General features: G+C 71.1%; 17 protein-coding genes and 1 tRNA gene. 3 read left to right on the top strand and 15 right to left on the bottom strand.

The features are described 5' to 3' along the window. Positions 1-19 precede the first annotated feature (19 nt). The 8 genes from Q7F20_RS11460 to polA form a co-directional block, all read right to left on the bottom strand. Positions 20-1,339 carry an acyltransferase gene (locus Q7F20_RS11460; protein ID WP_305740215.1) on the bottom strand — a complete coding sequence of 440 codons (1,320 nt, stop codon included), beginning with the start codon at positions 1,337-1,339 and terminating at the stop codon, positions 20-22. Continuing rightward, entirely contained in the window at positions 1,336-2,832 is a 1,497-nt protein-coding gene (locus Q7F20_RS11455) for a class I adenylate-forming enzyme family protein (RefSeq protein WP_305740214.1), read from the bottom strand. Before Q7F20_RS11455 ends, Q7F20_RS11460 begins: the two co-directional genes overlap by 4 nt. 22 nt (positions 2,833-2,854) lie before the next feature. Beyond that, the gene (locus Q7F20_RS11450) at positions 2,855-3,886 is read right to left on the bottom strand and encodes a hypothetical protein (protein WP_305740213.1); all 1,032 of its coding nucleotides are present in this window, start codon (positions 3,884-3,886) and stop codon (positions 2,855-2,857) included. Next, the gene (gene coaE / locus Q7F20_RS11445; RefSeq protein ID WP_305740212.1) at positions 3,883-4,485 is read right to left on the bottom strand and encodes a dephospho-CoA kinase; all 603 of its coding nucleotides are present in this window, start codon (positions 4,483-4,485) and stop codon (positions 3,883-3,885) included. Before coaE ends, Q7F20_RS11450 begins: the two co-directional genes overlap by 4 nt. A gap of 46 nt (positions 4,486-4,531) precedes the next feature. Beyond that, the gene (locus tag Q7F20_RS11440) at positions 4,532-5,596 is read right to left on the bottom strand and encodes an acyltransferase (protein ID WP_305740211.1); all 1,065 of its coding nucleotides are present in this window, start codon (positions 5,594-5,596) and stop codon (positions 4,532-4,534) included. 174 nt (positions 5,597-5,770) lie between these two features. Then, on the bottom strand, positions 5,771-7,240 hold the full coding sequence (gene rpsA, locus Q7F20_RS11435) for a 30S ribosomal protein S1 (RefSeq protein ID WP_305740210.1): 1,470 nt from the start codon (positions 7,238-7,240) through the stop codon (positions 5,771-5,773). Between the two features lie 190 nt (positions 7,241-7,430). Continuing rightward, positions 7,431-9,110, bottom strand: a complete 1,680-nt coding sequence (locus Q7F20_RS11430) for a DUF885 domain-containing protein (RefSeq protein WP_305740209.1) — start codon at positions 9,108-9,110, stop codon at positions 7,431-7,433. Between the two features lie 100 nt (positions 9,111-9,210). Next, a complete protein-coding gene (gene polA / locus Q7F20_RS11425) occupies positions 9,211-11,880 on the bottom strand; it encodes a DNA polymerase I (protein WP_305740208.1) in 2,670 nt (889 codons plus the stop codon). 100 nt (positions 11,881-11,980) lie between these two features. Between polA and Q7F20_RS11420 the strand changes: the two genes are divergently transcribed. Continuing rightward, positions 11,981-12,349, top strand: a complete 369-nt coding sequence (locus Q7F20_RS11420) for a PaaI family thioesterase (protein WP_305740217.1) — start codon at positions 11,981-11,983, stop codon at positions 12,347-12,349. Between the two features lie 29 nt (positions 12,350-12,378). Beyond that, positions 12,379-12,762: a VOC family protein gene (locus Q7F20_RS11415; RefSeq protein WP_305740207.1), complete on the top strand. Its 384-nt coding sequence runs from the start codon at positions 12,379-12,381 to the stop codon at positions 12,760-12,762. A gap of 4 nt (positions 12,763-12,766) precedes the next feature. Here the strand turns inward: Q7F20_RS11415 and Q7F20_RS11410 are convergent, their stop codons facing one another. The 5 genes from Q7F20_RS11410 to Q7F20_RS11390 all read right to left on the bottom strand — a co-directional run bounded on the left by Q7F20_RS11410 (position 12,767) and on the right by Q7F20_RS11390 (position 16,316). Next, positions 12,767-13,237: a GNAT family N-acetyltransferase gene (locus Q7F20_RS11410; protein ID WP_305740206.1), complete on the bottom strand. Its 471-nt coding sequence runs from the start codon at positions 13,235-13,237 to the stop codon at positions 12,767-12,769. A gap of 117 nt (positions 13,238-13,354) precedes the next feature. Next, positions 13,355-13,960: an ANTAR domain-containing response regulator gene (locus Q7F20_RS11405; protein ID WP_022905562.1), complete on the bottom strand. Its 606-nt coding sequence runs from the start codon at positions 13,958-13,960 to the stop codon at positions 13,355-13,357. 113 nt (positions 13,961-14,073) lie between these two features. Next, positions 14,074-14,154 (bottom strand) — tRNA-Leu (locus Q7F20_RS11400). Then, positions 14,134-15,633 carry a HAMP domain-containing sensor histidine kinase gene (locus tag Q7F20_RS11395; protein ID WP_305740205.1) on the bottom strand — a complete coding sequence of 500 codons (1,500 nt, stop codon included), beginning with the start codon at positions 15,631-15,633 and terminating at the stop codon, positions 14,134-14,136. The genes Q7F20_RS11400 and Q7F20_RS11395 overlap by 21 nt, the downstream gene beginning before the upstream one ends. Continuing rightward, positions 15,633-16,316: a response regulator transcription factor gene (locus Q7F20_RS11390; protein ID WP_305740204.1), complete on the bottom strand. Its 684-nt coding sequence runs from the start codon at positions 16,314-16,316 to the stop codon at positions 15,633-15,635. The genes Q7F20_RS11395 and Q7F20_RS11390 overlap by 1 nt, the downstream gene beginning before the upstream one ends. Before the next feature lie 158 nt (positions 16,317-16,474). On the opposite strand from Q7F20_RS11390, the gene Q7F20_RS11385 reads away from it, so the two are divergent. Further along, complete coding sequence (locus Q7F20_RS11385; RefSeq protein WP_305740203.1) at positions 16,475-16,942, top strand: hypothetical protein; 468 nt, start codon at positions 16,475-16,477, stop codon at positions 16,940-16,942. An 86-nt stretch (positions 16,943-17,028) separates the two neighbouring features. Here the strand turns inward: Q7F20_RS11385 and Q7F20_RS11380 are convergent, their stop codons facing one another. Together Q7F20_RS11380 and Q7F20_RS11375 are read right to left on the bottom strand one after the other, a co-directional pair. Next, complete coding sequence (locus tag Q7F20_RS11380; protein WP_305740202.1) at positions 17,029-18,204, bottom strand: GAF domain-containing protein; 1,176 nt, start codon at positions 18,202-18,204, stop codon at positions 17,029-17,031. A 47-nt stretch (positions 18,205-18,251) separates the two neighbouring features. Next, positions 18,252-18,683, bottom strand: a 432-nt coding sequence (locus Q7F20_RS11375; RefSeq protein ID WP_370871668.1) for a DUF779 domain-containing protein, incomplete at its 5' end; no start/stop codon positions are given.

Below are 18,683 nucleotides of genomic sequence, written 5' to 3'. Positions count from 1 at the left end.
ACGGCGCGACCGGACCCGCTCAGCGCGTCGACGGTCTCCCGACGTCGTCCGTCTCCCCCACGAGCGCGTCGTCCGGCTCGACGGGCTCGTCCCGCTCGGCCGTCCCCGCCACCGGCCCCGGCACCGCGGAGTCCCCGGCGCCCGCGCCTCGGCCGACCGCCTCCCGCTTCCGCGCCCGTGCCGCCCGCTGCCCACGCGAGGCGAGTGACGGACGCCCCGTGAGCGGCACGCTCAACGGCGTCCACCGGAACAGCTCCGTGACGGCCACCGACAGCACGAGCACGAGCACGTACGTGACCAGCGTGAGCCAGGGCTTCGGCACGACACGTTCGAGCCAGCTGTCCCCGTAGAGCAGGATCCAGATCGCGAACGGGTGGCTGAGGAAGATGCCGAACGACCGGTCCGAGCCGTAGTCGACCACGCGTGCGAGGGGACTCCCGGGCCGGCGGCGGTCCGCCCAGCGCGCGCCGATCGCCAGGAACCCGACGAACACGGCGCTGCTCCAGAGCACCTGGATCGGCTGCAGGGGCGTGCCGGCGGCGTAGAGCGTCTGTCCGAGGCCGACCTGCAGCCACCACACACCGAGGGTGAGCGCGCCGACACCCACGAACCCCCAGAGGACGGCTCGTCGGTGCACCCGGATGAACCTGAGGAAGGCGTCCGCGTGGTCGGCGGCGATCGCCCCGGAGACGATGAAGAACACGTACGAGAAGAAGAACTGCTTCTGGTACCCGTGCATCCACGCGTCGCTCGCGGGGAAGTACTTGTACCCGGCGAAGACCACGAGCTGGAACACGAGCGCCACGACGAGGACCGCGACGTGGTGGCCGCGCGTCCTCCGCACCAGCCACGCGATGACGGGCAGCAGCAGGTACACCTGCATCGTCACCAGCAGGAAGTAGAGGTGGTACCAGGAGACGCCGGTGACGATGCCCTCGGCGTACGTCCGCACGAGGTCCGGCACATCGCCCCGACGGGTGGCGCTGAGGAGCCAGGACGACGCCACGTAGACGAACGACCACGCGAGGTAGGGCACGCCGACGAGCAGGAAGCGCTTCGGCCAGAACTGCGCCATCGGCCGCGGGCGGAGCGTGTAGCTGTAGACGAGCACGAACGCCGTCAGCGAGAAGAACACGAGACGGGTGAAGTGGAGCAGACCGAGCAGGGCGTTGAGGGGGACGTCGTCAGCGGCGACCGTGTGGCTCGTGGTGTGCACACCGATGACGCACGCGAAGGTCAGGATGCGGAGGACGTCCACCTCGTAGAGGTGTCGGGGCTTCCCCTCGGCGGTGCGGGTCGGCGACTTCGCGGCAGGGGCGGAGACGGCAGCGCCGGTCACGGCTGCTCGGCCATCGTCCGGACCTTCGCCCGCTGGACCTTGCCGGTCGGTGCGCGCGGTAGGTCGGGCACGACGACGATCTCGACCGGGCGCCGGAACCGTGTGAGGGACGCCTCGGCACGCGCGGTGAGGTCCGCGACCAGGGCCTCGGCGTCCACCGCGACGTCCGGCTGCGGGATCACGTACGCGATCGGCACCGCACCGAGGACGTCGTGCGGCCGCCCGACGACCACGGCCTCGAGCACGCGCTCGTCGCCGAGGAGCACGTCCTCCACCTCCGACGGGTACACCTTCTCGCCACCCCGGTTGATGACGTCGTCGGAGCGACCGGCGAGCGACACCCAGCCGTCCGCCGAGACCGAACCGACGTCACCCGTGCTCAACCAGCCGGCCGCGTCGAACCGCTCGGCGGCACGACCGAAGAGGTAACGGCGCACGATGCCCTCGCCGCGGATCCAGAGGGCCCCGACCTCGTCGGCGGGCAGCACGGTGCCGTCCTCGCCCCGGACCTGCACCTCGGACCCGACTGGCACGCCGACCGTTCCGACGCGCACGGGTTCTCCGAGCGGCGTGGCGGTGATCTGCGACGCCCCCTCGGTCATCCCCCAACTCACGACCAGCGGGACGTCGCCGAGCGCCTGTCGCACCGGATCGGGCAACGGTGCCGAGGCGCTGCGGACGAACCGGAGCCCCTCGGGGAAGTCGAGCGGACTCGTCTTCGCGAGGACCGCGAGGATCGCCGGGACCGCGTTCAGCCAGGTGATCCGGCGCTCGGCGAGCAGCTCCCAGAAGCCGGTCCGCCGGAACCGCTGGTCGAGCACGAGGGTCGCGCCGGCGACGAGGGTCGCGAGCAGCCCGACGACCTCGGCGTTCACGTGGAAGAGCGGGAGCGAGTTGAACCCGCGGTCCTCCGGCGTGAGACGGTTGTGCCGCGCCACGGCCCGGGCGACGAAGAGCAACTGCGACTCTGGGAGTTCGACACCCTTCGGGGTCCCGGTGGAGCCCGAGGTGAAGAGCACCACGGACCCCTCGCCGGGTGCGTCCGGGTTCTCCGACGGCAGGTCGCCGTCGCGGACGGTGGCCGGGAGGAACGTGGCCGCGTCGATCCCGCTCGCCGGCGCACCGAGGACGGTCGCATCCAGGGCACGGTCCGACACGACGAGTGAGGCGCCGCCGATCAGGTCGGCGAGACGGCCGGGCTCCGAGGGCGGCTGCCCGCTGTCGACGGGGACCGCACGCCGCCCGGTCGCGAGGGCGGCGAGGTGCACCACCGCGAACGAGAGCGGGTCGGCGAGGTCCACCAGGACCGCCCCGGACGGCGCGACACCGATCGCGTCGAACGTCGACGACCACGCCGACACCGCGTCCTCGAGCGCGTGGTAGCTCAGGACGCGGTCACTGCGCGCGTCCTCGAGGTAGCTGCGCTCCCCGTCCTGCGCCGCGCGGGCACGGATGGTCGAGCGCAGGTCGGTTCCTTCGCCTGCTTCCTGCACGGACTCAGAGTATTGCGGGAGCCTATGACCGTTCCGAGGGGAACCGGTGGAGCAGCCATTGCCAGAGCGCTTCCATGCGCGGCAGCCCGTCGCGGCCGATCGGCGTCGTGTCCTTGATCGTGCGGGAGTGTGACTCGGACGGCGTTCCGACCGCGATGTCGGTGAGGATCGCGTGCGGGTCCGCTCCGGGTCCGGGCGGCGCCGTGTCGGTGCGGAAGGGCCCGTCGGGACCGTCCAACCCGAGGACCTTCCACGAGCCGCGGATCCGGGGGCCGAAGACGTCGCGGACGTCGTCGATCGCGTACATCCGGGCGACCGGTGTCTTCCCCGGGCGGTCCATCCAGGCAGCGTGCTCGCTCCCCAGCGACTCCACGGGCGACGAGAACATCAGCGCGCCCTGCACCGGCCGGATGTGCGCGATGTACGCAGCCTCACCGCCGCCCTGCGAGTGCCCGGCGACGACGATGTCCTTCCACACGATGTCCGAGTCGCCCGTGACGAACCGTCCCCACCCGCCGTCCGGGTCGTGGTCGTCGAGGTAGGCGATCGCGTCACGGAACCTCGAGACGATCGAGCCCGACGGCTGCACCGAGCTGAACCGTGACGGCCGCGTGCCGTCGAACCGGTTCCGCTGTACCTGCCCGTAGCAGTGCGGGTCGGCCTCGCACGTGCCCGACAGCGTCTTGCCGAGGTTCCAGTAGTCGAGCCCGAGGACGTGGTAGCCGTCCCGCAGCGCTGCGGACAGGAACAACTGGTAGTCGGCGGGCCGGGCGCGGGTCGCCGGCAGGAAGAGCAACAGCGGCCCGCCTGAGTCGGTGCGCGCGGCGAAGTCGTCACGGTTCGGCTCGAGGCGCTGCCCGTTGATCGTGCCGAGGCGGAAGCGATGGAACTCCCCCGCCGGCCCGTGCTCGTCGCCACGGGGTCTGTCGGCCGCCGACACCCGGCCGTGCTCCGCGACCCGATCACCGCCGAGGACGTTCGCCGCGACGAGCGACGCCATGCCGATCGCGACGAGGACGACGGCCGCGAGGACCAGGAGCACCCGGTGCTTCATCGGCCGATGCGCTCCCAGACCTCGTCGGCGGACCGGATCGTGTCGGCGAGGCTCCCCGTGGCGTCCACCACGTGGTCGGCCAGTGCCAGGCGGTCTTCGTCGCTCACCTGTGCCGCGACCCGGCGTTCGGCTTCGTCGCGGGGCATGCCGCGGTGCTCCACGAGCCGCTCGATCCGTTGCGCTGCGGGGGCGTCGACCACCACGACGGAGTCGAAGCGCAGCGGCCGGCTCCCCCGGGCCTCGGCGAGGAGCGGCACGTCGTAGACCACGACGGCGTCCGGGTCCGCGGCCTCGGCTTCGTCGAACGCCGCCCGGGCGAGACGCCAGACCTCGGGGTGGGTGATGCCCTCGAGGTCCTTCCGCGCCGCGGCGTCCGCGAAGACGATCGCGCCGAGCGCCGGCCGATCGAGCGACCCGTCGGGTGCGATCACTCCGGGACCGAAGCGCACAGCGACCTGGGCGAGGCCGGGACTGCCGGGAGCGACCGCGTCACGCGCCAACCGGTCAGCGTCCACGACGACCGCGCCGTGCTCCGCCCAGCGACCGGAGACGGTGGACTTGCCCGCGGCGATGCCGCCCGTGAGACCGATGATGCGCACACCGACAGGCTACCGACCCGCAGCGGCGTGACCGCTGGTCGTGGGGTCACGCGATCTCGTGCACCGACGCACGGACCACGCGTCGCTGCATCGGCCGACCGGTCAGGCTCCAGCTCAGCGGCGTCCTCCGGGCGACGAGCACGAACCCGAGCGTCGCTGCTGCAGCTCCGGCCCAGAGGATGAGGGTGAGCACGGGGAACGGCACAGTCCCAGAAACCGGAGCGAGCGCGGTGGCGAGCCCGTGCAGGACGAGCTCGTGCGCGAGGAAGAGCCCGTACCCGAGATCCTGCATGCGTTCGCCGGCGCGCTTCGCCCTCGCAGACCATCGCCCGTTCGAGGCGACCAGCTGCATGCACGTCGCGACGAGGGTGGTCCCGACGAGCACGTTCCACGCGGACCGGAGCTCCCGAAGCAGGAGGTTGCTGCCGAACGCGCCCGGATCATCCACCGATGTCGCGATGCCGACGTACGCCGCGGCGAACATCCCGAGTACCGCCAGCATGCGCAGCAGGTTCGCGCGGAACCACCCCGTCACCACCTCGAGATTGGCGGCGAGCACAGCACCGCCGATGATCCAGAGCGGGTACCAGATGCAGAGCGCACCGAACGGGAACTGAACGGTGGCGAGCGCCAGGTCGAGCGCCACGACGGCGATCTGGGCCGTTGCTGCAACGGTGACGAGCACGATCTGCGCGCGTCGCTCCAGACGGACCATGACCTGGATGAGCGGCGTCAGCAGGGTCAGCTGGATGGTGACGATCACGAAGTAGAGCGGCGTCTCCACCAAGACGGTCAGGAACGACGACAGGACGCTCCCGATCCCCCCTGGTCCGGGGCCGTTCGCGATCATCTCGACGCCCGCGTACAGGGCGCACCAGACGAGGAGTGGCCCCACGATCGCGACCAATCGTCCGATGGCGGACGACGTCGACGCGGAACGCGCGATCAGGAACGCAGTGATGAAGACGAAGACGAACCGCCCCTCCGGCGAGAGGTCGAAGAGCACTGCGGTGAACCGATCATCGGTGGTGCGCACACGAGCGAAGCTCTCGGCGTGGTTCCAGACCACCGTCAGGAACATGATGATCCGAAGCGGCGAGATGAAGTGCACTCGCGATCGATCGTTGACTGATGCACGCACTGCGCTTCTCCGAAGTTTCAGGCGCGGACAGCGCAGCTTGAATGTTGCACATTCAATATATCACAGGCGCGGATGTCCGACATGCCGGAAGCCCGGCATCCCCTCTCAGGGATACCGGGCTTCCGGTGCGACTGCGCCGCTCGATCAGTTGGTCGAGCTGAGCTTCTCGCGGAGCGCTGCGAGCGAAGCGTCGTCGGCCAGGGTGCCCTGACCGTTCGACTCGGTCGCGAACGTCGAGGACGACGACGACGAAGCGGACGCCGGGAGGTCGAAGCCACCCTGCGCCTCGTCGGCGATGGTCTTCGCGACCTGCGCCTTGTGGGCTTCCCAACGCGCCTGGGCGGCAGCGTACTGACGCTCCCACTCCTCGCGCTGCGTGTCGAAGCCCTCGAGCCACTCGTTGGTCTCCGGGTCGAAGCCGTCCGGGTACTTGTAGTCGCCCTTCTCGTCGTACTCCGTCGGCATGCCGTAGAGCGCCGGGTCGAACTCGGAGCCTTCCGGGTCCACACCCTCGTTGGCCTGCTTGAGGCTGAGCGAGATACGGCGACGGTCGAGGTCGATGTCGATGATCTTGACGAAGACCTCGTCGTTGACCGAGACGACCTGCTCGGCGAGCTCGACGTGCTTGTTCGAGAGCTCCGAGATGTGCACGAGGCCTTCGATGCCGTCGGCGACGCGGACGAAGGCACCGAACGGCACGAGCTTCGTGACCTTGCCCGGTGCGATCTGGCCGATCGCGTGGGTGCGGGCGAAGACCTGCCACGGGTCTTCCTGCGTGGCCTTGAGCGAGAGCGACACGCGCTCGCGGTCCAGGTCCACCTCGAGGATCTCGACGGTGACTTCCTGACCGACCTCGACGACCTCGCTGGCGTGCTCGATGTGCTTCCAGCTGAGCTCGGAGACGTGGACGAGGCCGTCGACGCCGCCGAGGTCGACGAACGCACCGAAGTTGACGATCGACGACACGATGCCCTTGCGGACCTGGCCCTTGTGGAGGTTGTTGAGGAACGTGGTCCGGGACTCGGACTGCGTCTGCTCGAGGAGCGCGCGGCGCGAGAGGACGACGTTGTTCCGGTTCTTGTCGAGCTCGAGGATCTTCGCCTCGAGTTCCTGACCGAGGTACGGCGTGAGGTCGCGGACACGACGCAGCTCGATGAGCGACGCCGGGAGGAAGCCGCGGAGACCGATGTCGACGATCAGACCGCCCTTGACGACCTCGATGACCGTACCGGTCACGACACCGTCGGACTCCTTGATCTTCTCGACGTCGCCCCAGGCGCGCTCGTACTGCGCACGCTTCTTCGACAGGATGAGGCGACCTTCCTTGTCCTCCTTCTGGAGAACCAGGGCCTCGACCTCGTCGCCGACCTCGACGACCTCGTTGGGGTCGACGTCGTGCTTGATCGAGAGTTCGCGCGAGGGGATGACACCCTCGGTCTTGTAACCGACGTCGAGGAGGACCTCGTCGCGGTCGATCTTCACGACGGTGCCGGAGATGAGGTCTCCGTCGTTGAAGAACTTCAGGGTCTTCTCGACCTCGGCCAGGAAGTCATCAGCCGAGCCGATGTCGTTGATGGCGACCTGCTTGGGAGCCTTGGTCGTGGTGGTTGTCATGTAGAGATTGCTCCGAACGGACATGAGTCGGGCCGAGACGGCGAGGGAGCGACCCCCTGGTCCGAACCGGATGCCGGTTCGAGCCGTCCTGGCGATGTGTTTGGTGAGCGCGGATTGCGCCGCACAAGTCTAACCGCAGCGGGCGAGCGCCCACAACCGGGCGTGTCGCACCACGACGGCTCGTCGGAGCTCAGGCGAGGAGCGCGCTCCGGAGGGTGTCCAGCCCGATGCTGCCGAGCGCGAGGGCCCGGTGGTGGAAGGCCTTGAGGTCGAACGACGCACCCTCGCGCGCGGCCACCTCGTCGCGGATCGACTCCCAGACGCGCTGGCCGACCTTGTACGACGGCGCCTGACCGGGCCACCCGAAGTAGCGGGCCACCTCGAACTGCACGAACTCGTCGGACATGTTCACGTTCTGCCGCATGAAGTCGAGGGCGTACTCCCACGTCCACGCGCCGCCGTCCGGGTTCGTCTTCTGCAGGTGGACGCCGATGTCCAGCACCACGCGGGCCGCACGCATCCGCTGCCCGTCGAGCATGCCGAGGCGGTCGCCGTCGTCGTCGAGGAAGCCGAGCTGCTCCATGAGGCGCTCGGCGTAGAGCGCCCAGCCCTCGACGTGCCCCGAGGACCCGGCGAGCTGCCGCCGCCACGTGTTCAGCTCGCCCCGGTTGTAGACGCCCTGACTGATCTGCAGGTGGTGACCGGGGACGCCCTCGTGGTAGACCGTCGTCTTCTCACGCCAGGTACCGAACTCGGTGACGCCCTGCGGGACGGACCACCACATGCGGCCGGCGCGCGAGAAGTCGTCCGAGGGACCGGTGTAGTAGATCCCGCCTTCCTGCGTAGGGGCGATGCGGCACTCGAGACGCTTGATCGGGTCGGCGATGTCGAAGTACTTGCCGTCCATCTCGCGGATCGACTCGTCGCTCGTCTCCTGCATCCACCGCTGCAGGGCGTCGGTGCCGTGCAGCACACGGGCCGGGTCGGCGTCGAGGACCTCGATCGCCCGGGCGACGCTCGCACCGGACTCGATGCGGTCCGCGATGCGCTCCTGCTCGTCACGCATCCGAGCGAGCTCCTCGATCCCCCACTGGTACGTCTCGTCGAGGTCGACGACCGCACCGAGGAAGCGTCGCGAGTGCAGTTCGTACGCCTCGCGCCCGACGGCGTCGACCGGCGTCGCGAGCGGCATCAGCTCGTGCTCGAGGAACTGCCCGAATGACCGGTAGGCAGCAGCGGCGACCTCGGCTCCGCGGGCGAGCTCGGCCCGGAGCGGCTCGGGGACCGGACCGCCGTCGTCGAACGCGGCACCGTCGACGAGCTGCCGGAAGACACCGTCCGCGGCGCCGGTGCGGGTGGCCTGCTCGGCGATGAGCGCGACCTGGCGACGAGCCGGCGTGACGTCCTCGCGCGTGCCCTCGAGCAGGGTCTCGCGGATGCCCTCGATCGCGTCCGGGAGCGCGTGCAGCCGACTCGCGATGTCCTGCCAGTCGGACTCCGTCGCGGTCGGCATGAGGTCGAGCACGTCGCGCACGGACTGCGCCGGGCTCGCGATCACGTTGAGGTCGCGGAGGTGCAGCTTCCGGTCGTGGGACTCCTGGACCAGGTCGAGCTCGGCGCCGAGGTCGGTCTTCGTCACTCGGTCGACGGCGTCCACCGCGTCGGCAGCGTCCAACGCACGCTTCGCGGCGCGCGCAGCGTCCGCCAGTGCCGCCGCACCGGCGGGCGACGTGTCGCCGTACTCCCCCGTCCGCCCCGGGACCCCGATGTACGTGGCGACGGTCGGGTCGAGGTCGACGAGGGTGGAGACCCAGTCCTCGGCGACCCGGTCGACGGCGGACGGCTGGCGGACAGGACGGTCATCGGTCATGCTCACGACCCTATCCAGGACGGGTCGGGACGCGGAACCTGCGGGACGCCAGGCGCGGTGCGGGCCCGCCCCGTGCCTCCTGTCCGGCAGGCGGTCGCCGTCAGTGCGCTGCGGCTTCCCAGTTCGGACCGACGCCCACCGACACGTCCAGCGGGACGGACAGCTCGGCTGCGCCGCCCATGCGGGTCCGGAGGATGTCCTCGACGCGCTCCTGCTCGCCGGGCGCGACCTCGAGGATGAGCTCGTCGTGCACCTGCAGCAGCAGGTGCGACTCGAGCCCGCCGTCACGGAGGTCGGCGGCGACGCCGAGCATCGCGATCTTCATGATGTCCGCCGCGGAACCCTGGATCGGGGCGTTGAGCGCCGCGCGCTCGGCGTTCTCGCGAAGCACGCGGTTCGGGCTCTTCAGGTCGGGGAACGGGCGACGGCGACCGAAGATGGTCTCGGTGTAGCCGTCCTCGCGCGCCTGCTCGACCACGCCACGGAGGTAGTCGCGCACCGCGCCGAACCGGGCGAAGTACTCGGTCATGAGCGTCTTCGCCTCGGACTGCTCGATGCGGAGCTGCTTCGACAGGCCGAACGGGCTGAGGCCGTAGGCGAGGCCGTACGACATCGCCTTCACCTTGGTGCGCATCTCGGGGGTGACGTCGGCCGGCTCGACCGAGAACACACGGGCGCCGACGAACCGGTGCAGGTCTTCGCCCTCGTTGAAGGCCTGGATGAGCCCCGGGTCACCGGACAGGTGCGCCATGATGCGCATCTCGATCTGCGAGTAGTCCGCCGTGATGAGCGTCGTGTAGGGCTCGGCGACCGCGAACGCCGACCGGACCCGGCGCCCCACCGCGGTCTTCACCGGGATGTTCTGCAGGTTCGGGTCGGTCGACGAGATGCGACCGGTGCTGCTGCCGGTCTGCTCGTAGCGGGTGTGGATGCGGCCGTCGACGATCGCGGCGTCGAGCGTGTCCACGATCTGCCGGAGCTTGGTGGCGTCGCGGTGCTGGAGCAGCAGGCCGAGGAACGGGTGCGGGTGCTGTTCCTGCAGGTCGGCGAGGCTCGCGGCGTCGGTCGAGAAGCCGGTCTTCGTCTTGCGCGTCTTCGGCATCACGAGCTCGGTGAAGAGGACCTCTTGCAGCTGCTTGGGCGAGCCGAGGTTGACCTCGTGCCCGATCTCGGCGAAGGCCTGCTGCGCGAGTTCGGCCGCACGCTCCCCCAGGTCGTGCGAGAGACCGGTGAGCACCGGACGGTCGATGGCGACACCGGTGGTCTCCATGCCGGCGAGGACCGGCACGAGCGGGAGCTCGATGTCGTCGAGGACCGTGAGCGAGGACTCGTCGAGACGTGCGCGCAGGGCTGTGCTCACCCGGAGGACGAACCACGCGTGCACACCGACGTTCACCGGGTCGGTCTCGGGGACGAGCTGGTTCGGGTCGGCAGTCGGGAGCTCTTCCCCGAGTTCCTGGTAGACGAGGTCGGCCAGGGGCTGCCCCTGCTTGCCCGGCTGCGCGAGCCAGCCGGTCAGACGGGCGTCGCCGGCGATGCCGTTCACCTCGAAGCCGACCGTGGCGAGGGCCTTGATCGCCGTCTTGGCGTCGTGGAAGTGCTTCGGGGCGTCGGACGCGAACCAGGCCGCGAGCTGCTCGTAGTCCTTCGCGCCGCTGCCACCCGGCACGAGGACCGCGTCGTCGTGGGTGGCGATGCCGATGGCGCTGAGGCGTCCGTCGATGACCTCGACCGCGACGCCGAACCCGTTGGCCGCGTCCTTCGCCTTGCGCTCGAGCCAGTAGCCGAGCTCCTCGTCGATGATCGTCGTGACCTTCGGCGGCACCGGGGCACCGTCGTCGACGCCGCCCTCGGTCGCGGTGGTCTCGGACGGCTCGCCCGTGCCGGCGACCTTGAACACGCGGTCGAGCAGCGTGCGGAACTGCAGCTTCGCGAAGAGCTCGCGCACCGCGGTCTCGTCGAGCGGGCGGAGTGCGACGTCCGCCGGCCCCACGGGGAGCTCGACGTCGTTCACGAGCCGGTTGAGCTTGCGGTTCCGGATCGCCCGGTCCTTCTGCTCGCGCAGGTTGTTGCCGACCACGCCCTTGATCTCGTCGGCGTGCTCGAGGACCCCGTCGAGCGAGCCGTACGCCGTGATCCACTTCACCGCGGTCTTCTCACCGACCTTGTCGATGCCGATGAGGTTGTCGCTGGTCTCGCCGACGAGCGCCGCGATGTCGGGGTACTGGTGCGGCTCGATGCCGTAGCGCTCGTACACCTTGTCACGGTCGTAGCGTGTGAGCTCGGACACGCCGCGGACCGACGGGTACAGCAGCGTGACGTCGTCGTTCACGAGCTGGATCGAGTCACGGTCGCCGGACACCACGTACACCTGGTAGCCCTGCTCGGCACCCTGGCGGGCGAAGGTGGCGAGGATGTCGTCGGCCTCGTAGTCCTCCTTCGTCACGGTGGTGATGCCCATCGCCTCGAGCGCCTGCTGGAGGAGCGGGATCTGTCCCTTGAACTCCGGCGGGGTCTCGGAGCGGGTGCCCTTGTAGTCCTCGTACTCGCGCGTGCGGAACGAGAACCGCGAGATGTCGAAGGCGACCGCGAGGTGCGTCGGCTTCTCACGCTGGAGGAGCATGAGCAGCATCGAGATGAAGCCGTGGATGGCGTTCGTGTGCTGCCCGTCACGGTTCACGAAACTGTCGACCGGCAGCGCGTAGAAGGCCCGGAAGGCGAGCGAGTGGCCGTCGATGACCATGAGGGTAGGCTTTGCGGAGTCCGACACCCGGACAGCCTACCGACGCCATCCGACACGGGAGTCCGCCAGCGTGACCGACGAAGCCACCACCACCGGGACCGTCGACGAACGCCTCGCCGACCGCGGGATGGGCGAGCTCGCCGAGAAGATGGGCATGGTCATCACCGAGCTCACGGCCGAGCGCGCGGTGGGCACGATCCCGGTCGAGGGCAACCGCCAACCGGTCGGTCTGCTGCACGGCGGCGCCTACGTCGTCCTCGCCGAGAGCCTCGGCTCGATGGCCGCGAACGTGCACGCCGGCCCCGGTCGGTACGCGGTCGGCATCGAGCTGAACGCCTCGCACTCCCGGAGCGCCACGAGCGGCCTGGTCACCGGTACCTGCACGGCACTGCACCTGGGCGGCACGCTCACCACGCACGAGATCGTCCTCACCGACGACCAGGGGCGGCGCTGCTCCACCGTGCGCATCACCAACATGATCCGCAAAGCCCGCTGACACCAGCGGGCGTCACGAAGGAGTGACCCGTGCCCGCCACCGACTGGAGGATCGAACTGATCCTCGTCCCCGTCAGCGACGTCGACCGTTCCCGCGAGTTCTACGAACGGATCGGCTTCTCGATCGACCACGACCAGCGCGTCTCCGACGAGCTCCGGTTCGTGCAGGCGACACCGCCCGGGTCGGCCTGCTCGATCGCCTTCGGCGAGGGCATCATGTCGCCCGACGTCGTTCCCGGATCACTCAAGTCGATCCAGGTCGTCGTGCCCGACGCCGACGAGGCCCTCGCGCACCTGCAGGGCCTGGGCGTGGACGCGATCGGCGTGGACGAGATGCCGTGGGGACGCTTCGTCTTCTTCACCGACCCGGACGGGAACGCCTGGACACTGCAGCAGCTGCCGGCGCGCGGCTGAGGGATCAGTCCTCGGGCGGGCGCTGCAGCAGCAGTCGGGCATCGCCGAACCCGAGACGACGGTAGAGGGTCTCCCCCTCGACGCTCGAGTGCACCGAGGTCCGCTCCACGCCGAGCTCGTCGGCGACCTCGAGCAACGCGGTCACGAGGCGCTTCGCGACGCCCGCACCCCGCAGGTCGGGGTGGACGTAGACGGTCTGCACGTCCGCGGTCAGCCGTCGCCCGGGACGGTCCGGCGTCGGGGGCCGTGCCACGAGCCCGAGCCACGCCATGCCGAGCACCCGGCCGTCGCGTTCGGCGACCACGCAGCGGTGGGTCTCGGGGTGAGCGGCGGCGAACGCCGACATCGCCTCGCGGTACTCGTCCTGGGTCACCCCCGGCGTCGCTCCGCCTTCCTCGACGCTCCACTGCCACCGCAGGTCGGCCACCGCCGACATGTCGTCGGGCCTGGAGGAACGGATCACCACGTCGTCCATGGCTCCAGCCTGCCAGGTGGTCGGCCTGGTGCACGCAGTCCGGCTCCGGGAGGCTTCGGGAACGCAGAAGCGCCGCCGGACACCGGGTCCGACGGCGCTCCGTGAGCGAGCGGTTCGCTACTTCTTGGCGCTGAGCTGCTCGATGATCGCCTTGGCGACGTCGTGCATCGTGAGGCGGCGGTCCATCGAGGCCTTCTGGATCCAGCGGAACGCCTCGGGCTCGGTGAGGCCCATCTTCTCGTTGAGCAGGCCCTTGGCACGGTCGACGAGCTTGCGGGTCTCGAAGCGCTCGACGAGGTCGGCGACCTCGGCCTCGAGCGTGATGATCTGCTGGTGCCGCGAGAGGGCGATCTCGATCGCGGGGAGGAGGTCGTTCGGGGTGAACGGCTTGACGACGTAGGCGAGGGCGCCGGCCTCGGTCGCACGCTCGACGAGGTCCTTCTGGCTGAACGCCGTGAGGAGGACCACGGGAGCGATGTGGTTCTTGGAGAGCTTCTCGGCGGCGGAGATGCCGTCGAGCTGCGGCATCTTGACGTCCATCACGACGAGGTCGGGACGGAGGTCGGTCGCGAGCTGCACGGCGGTCTCGCCGTCACCCGCTTCGCCGACGACGTCGAACCCGTTGTCGCGGAGGATCTCGACGATGTCGAGGCGGATGAGCGACTCGTCCTCGGCGACGACGACGCGACGGGGTGCTGTTGCAGTTGCTTCTGTGTCACTCACACCCGGAAGCCTACTAGACGTCGGAAGTCGCGTTCGTCAGGCGGAGAGTCCTGCGTTGTACGAGTGGCGGGACCCGGAGGTCGGAACGGTCCCGCACGCCGTGAGCTGCCTTGTACGAGTGGCGGGACTCGAACCCGCACGCCGTGAAGCAGAGCATTTTGAGTGCCCCGTGTCTACCATTCCACCACACTCGCGTAGGGCATCAGGCTAGCAGCACGGCCGGCCCCTGCGGCGCCCGCGGGGAGGCGGACGTCGAACACCGCACCACCGAGCCCACCGTCGGCCCCGTGCACGAGGGAGCCGCCGTGCGCGCGGACGATCCCGCGCGCGATCGGCAGCCCGAGGCCGGCGCCGCCGGAGCGGGTGTCGCGCGCGTCCTCGAGTCGGACGAGTCGGTCGAACACGCGCTCGCGGTCCGCTTCCGGGATGCCGGGGCCGTCGTCCTCGACACGGAGTCGGGCCTCGTCGCGACCGGCACCGAGGCTGATCCGGACCGTGCCGGCGCCACCGGTGGCCCTCGCGGCGTTGTCGACGAGGTTGCCGAGGACCTGGGCGAGCCGGTCGGGGTCCACGTCGGCGGCGACCGGGTGCTCGGGGACCTCGACGCGGATGTCCGGACCGGGCAGTCGGATGCGGAGTCGTTCGACCTCGGCGGCCAGCCAGTCGACGAGGTCCGTCGGACGCCGGTCGAGCGCGATCCCCCGGTCGAGACGCGCCATCGTCAGCATGTCGTCCACGAGTCGTGCCGCGCGGTCTGCCTGTCGGACGACGTGCACCGCGAGCACCTCGTTCGTCGCCGGGTCGGCTGGCCCGTTGCGGACGAGGGTGTCGGCCGCTGCCCGGACCCCGGCGACCGGTGTCCGCAGCTCGTGGGCGGCGTCGGACAGGAAGGAGCGGACTCGTTCCTCGGCGGCGACGGCCTGTGCCTCGGCGCCCTCGACGGCGTCGAGCATCTCGTCTAGTGCGAGTGCCACCCGCCCGATCTCGGTGTCGGTGCGGGAGGGTCGGAGTCGGCGTCCGCGGTCCCCCGCCGTGATGCATCGGGCGGCGGCGGTCATCTCGTCGAGGGGACGCAGCGAGCGCCGGACGACGAGCACGACGCCGACGACGGCGACCCCGAGGAACGCGGCCGACGCGCCGCCCATCACCCAGCCGAGCTGCGTCAGCGTCTCCTGCACGTCACGCGTCCCGGCGGTCAGAGTGATGCGGGTGCCGTCCGCGAGGTCGGTGCGGAGGGTCAGCACGCCGTCGTCCTCGTGCACCGACGACGACGTGACGGCAGCCCCGTCACTGCTCGACGAGGCGGTGGTCGACGGAGCCGCAGAGGATCGCGCCGCCGGTCCGGGGAGGCCGGCCGGGTCCGGTGGTCCCTTCCGGAGTTGCTCGGGGCTGGGGCCGGCCTCGACCGCGGCGCCGTCCGGCTCGACGATCCGCACGGAGAGTCCCTGCGCCGACAGTCGATCCGCGAGGTCGCTCGCGTCCAGCACACCGACGAGTGCGGCCGCAGCGGACGCCCTGTCGCGCAGACGGTCCTCGACCTGAGCGGTCAGCCTGGCTCCGAGGACGGCCTCGACGGCGACGACGAGCGCGGTCAGCAGGACGGTGAGGAGCACCAGGATCGCGACGACCGTCCGCAGCCGGAGCGAGGTCGTGCGCAACCGTCCGTTGCGCATCACGCCGCTCCCCGGTCGACCGCGAGCCGGTACCCGAGACCCCGGACGGTGTGCACGAGCCGCGGGCCGTGCGCCTCCATCTTCCGACGCAGCGCGCTGAGGTGGACCTCGACGAGGTTCGGCGCGACGTCCTCGTACCCCCACACCTGTGTCGTGATCTGTCCCTTCGACACCGTCCGCCCGCGGCTCTCGGCGAGGAAGCGGAGGAGCCGGAACTCGGTCGCGGTCAGGTCGAGCAGCACCCCGGCGCGACGGACCGTCGAGCCGTCCGGGTCGAGCACCAGGTCGCCCACCTCGATCACGGACGGCACACGGCCCCGGCGCCGCAGCACGGCCGTCACCCGGGCGACGAGCTCCGCCATGGCGAAGGGCTTCACGACGTAGTCGTCCGCGCCCTCGGCGAACCCGCGCAGTCGGTCGTCGAGCTCGTCGCGCGCCGTGGTCATCACGACCGCAGCGTCCGACCGGGCCCGGATGCGAGCGGCCAGCAGGATGCCGCTCGGTCCGGGGAGCATCCAGTCGAGCAGGACGAGGTCCGGGGCGGTGCGGTCGAGGTCGGCGGCGATGGCGCGACCGTCCGCGACCTCGGCGACGGAGAACCCCTCGGCGCGGAGGGTCGTCACGACGGCGGTGCGGAGGGAGTCGTCGTCCTCGACGACCAGGATGCGGGCGGGTGCGGTCACGGCGGACACCGTAGGTCGGCTCCGCCAGCACGGAGCATGGAACGGCCTGGAGAAACCCTGTGCTCCACGAATGCTTCAGTCCTGCTTCAGATTCGAACCCGAGCGTCGTCCTCGTCGGTGGACCGCCCGGTCGACCGATCGACGAACAGGAGCACACGATGGAGAACGAACAGGGCACGAAGCGCCGGCGGACACTCCGCACGATCGGGATCGGGTCCGCCGCGGCAGCCGTGCTGGTCCTCGGCGGGATCGGGGTGAGCGCCGCCGTGGCCGCCCCCGCCACGCCGAGCCCGGCGGCGACCGGAGCGCCGTCCGGAACACCGACCGGCGCGCCCACCGATGGTCCGGCCGCCGGCCCGGGTGAGAACGACGCCACCGGCACCGCGCCCGAGTGCGTCGCCGGGCCGCCCGCCGACGGCACGGCACCGACACCGCCGAAGGACGGGAAGGCGCCGAAGCCCACGAAGGACGGGAAGGCACCGAAGCCGCCGAAGGACGGGAAGGCACCCACGCCGCCGAAGGACGGGAAGGCACCCACGCCGTCGAAGGACGGGAAGGCACCCACCCCGCCGGCCGCGCCCGGCGCGGACGCCACCTCGACACCGGAGCCGACGAGCGGATCCTGACCGCCTCGCACCCGCCGCGGGAGGCACGGGACGTCCGCCGACGGGCCGACGTGTGCCGTGCCTCCCGAGCCGGCGAAGCCGTCCCCTCAGGGTCGCTCGATCGCCTCGATCGCCGCCACGACACTCGCGCGCCGCGGTGATCGACGCGGCAGCGCCGCGAGCAGCGCTCGGAGGACCGGCTCGTCGGTGGAGCCGTCCGCGGTGCGCACCCACGCCTGCAGGGCGTCCACCCCGCCGTCCTGGAGGAGCGACTCGCGGAACCGGGACCGGACCCGGTCCCGCAGGTCGTCGACACCGGGCGACGCGGACCCCGGCAGGACCGGCCCGGGGTACCGGTCGACGGCCTGGAGGCGCGCCCCGCGGTCGAGCGCGGACAGGACGGTCTCGACGTCGGTGCGGATCCCCTCCAGGCGGTACGGCCGCGACGTCAGGCGCGCGTCGGGCGCGTGGTCTGCGAGGACGCGCCGGAGCCGCACCACCTCGGCCCGCAGCGTCTGGACGGCGCGCGCGTCCCCGTAGACCGCGACCGCGAGGTCGGCCGCGGGAAGACCCTCCGGGGTCGCGGCGAGCACCGCGAGGATCTCGGAGTGCCGTTCGGACAACGCGACCGAGCGCGATCCGAAGCGGAGCGTCGCGGTGTCGGACCCGAGCAGGGTGAGCTCGGCAGACGGGGACCCCACCGACCGGCGGGTGGTCCGGGCCGAGAGCGCTGCCAGCGCGAGCTCCGCCTCCGCCGCCGCCGCCGTCGCTGCCAGCAGCGGCAGCGTGTGGCGTTCGACGGCACGGTCGTCGCCCGTGATGTCGAGCGCACCGACGAGCGCGCCCGCGGCGTCGCGCAGCGGGACCGCCGTGCACGAGAAGCCCTTCACCGCCGTGGCGTAGTGCTCCTCGGCGTGGATCTGCACGGCACGACCCAGGCGGAGCGCGGTCCCCGGCGCGCTCGTCCCGGCACGCTCCTCGGCCCAGTCGGCGCCCGGGACGAACCCCATGCCCTCCGCCGCGCGACGGGCAGACCGCGCACCGTCGACCCACACGAGCCGCCCCGCCGCATCGGCGAGGGCGACGACGCAGCCCGCCGAGCGGACGTCGTCGAGCAGGAGCCGTCGGACGACCGGGAGCGCCGTGCCGAGTGGCCCGGCACGGCGGAGGGCATCGAGTTCGTCCTCGCCGACCGAGGGCGTCGGGACGGCCTCGGGATCGACGCGTGCGGAGCGACGCCACGACGCTGCGACGAGCGGGCGGAGACCGGACGGTTCGCGCATGCGCCCTCCTGCCCGGTCTCCCGGTCGCGCCGTCGCGATCGGTGCGGTCAGCCTACGTCCGGCCCCCCGGTCTGACCAGTGCCGACCGGCACCAGGCCGAGGTCCGTCAGCTCGGCGTCGTCCAGCATCCTCGAGCGGGTGAGGAAGCGCTTACCCTCCGGTACCTCGAGGGAGAACCCTGCGCCACGACCGTCCACGACGTCGATCGTGAGGTGGGTGTACTTCCAGTACTCGAACTGCGAGCGGGACATGTACACCTCGATCGGTGCGGTGCCGTCGACCTCGAGCGCACCGAGCAGCACGTCGCCCGACCCGGTGCGGAACATGCCGACGGGGTAGCACATCGGGCTGGAGCCGTCGCAGCACCCGCCCGACTGGTGGAACATGAGCGGGCCGTGCCGGGGGGGGGGGGGGGGGCGGGGGGCCCCCGCCCCCCGGGGGACCCCGGCGCGGGCGGGGGGGGGGCGGGCGGCGGGGGG

This window comes from Curtobacterium sp. A7_M15, assembly GCF_030705415.1.
In the GTDB taxonomy this organism is placed as follows: Bacteria; Actinomycetota; Actinomycetes; order Actinomycetales; family Microbacteriaceae; genus Curtobacterium.
Note: the sequence above shows the minus strand (reverse complement) of the source record. Positions and strands in the feature narration are given on the sequence as shown.

Coding starts and splice junctions, on each gene's coding strand:
- rpsA (WP_305740210.1), bottom strand. CDS start 7,240: ATGACAACCACCACGACCAAGGCTCCCAAGCAGGTCGCCATCAACGAC.
- Q7F20_RS11410 (WP_305740206.1), bottom strand. CDS start 13,237: ATGGACGACGTGGTGATCCGTTCCTCCAGGCCCGACGACATGTCGGCG.
- Q7F20_RS11420 (WP_305740217.1), top strand. CDS start 11,981: ATGGGCGAGCTCGCCGAGAAGATGGGCATGGTCATCACCGAGCTCACG.
- Q7F20_RS11430 (WP_305740209.1), bottom strand. CDS start 9,110: ATGACCGATGACCGTCCTGTCCGCCAGCCGTCCGCCGTCGACCGGGTC.
- Q7F20_RS11380 (WP_305740202.1), bottom strand. CDS start 18,204: ATGCGCGAACCGTCCGGTCTCCGCCCGCTCGTCGCAGCGTCGTGGCGT.
- Q7F20_RS11395 (WP_305740205.1), bottom strand. CDS start 15,633: ATGCGCAACGGACGGTTGCGCACGACCTCGCTCCGGCTGCGGACGGTC.
- Q7F20_RS11385 (WP_305740203.1), top strand. CDS start 16,475: ATGGAGAACGAACAGGGCACGAAGCGCCGGCGGACACTCCGCACGATC.
- Q7F20_RS11450 (WP_305740213.1), bottom strand. CDS start 3,886: ATGAAGCACCGGGTGCTCCTGGTCCTCGCGGCCGTCGTCCTCGTCGCG.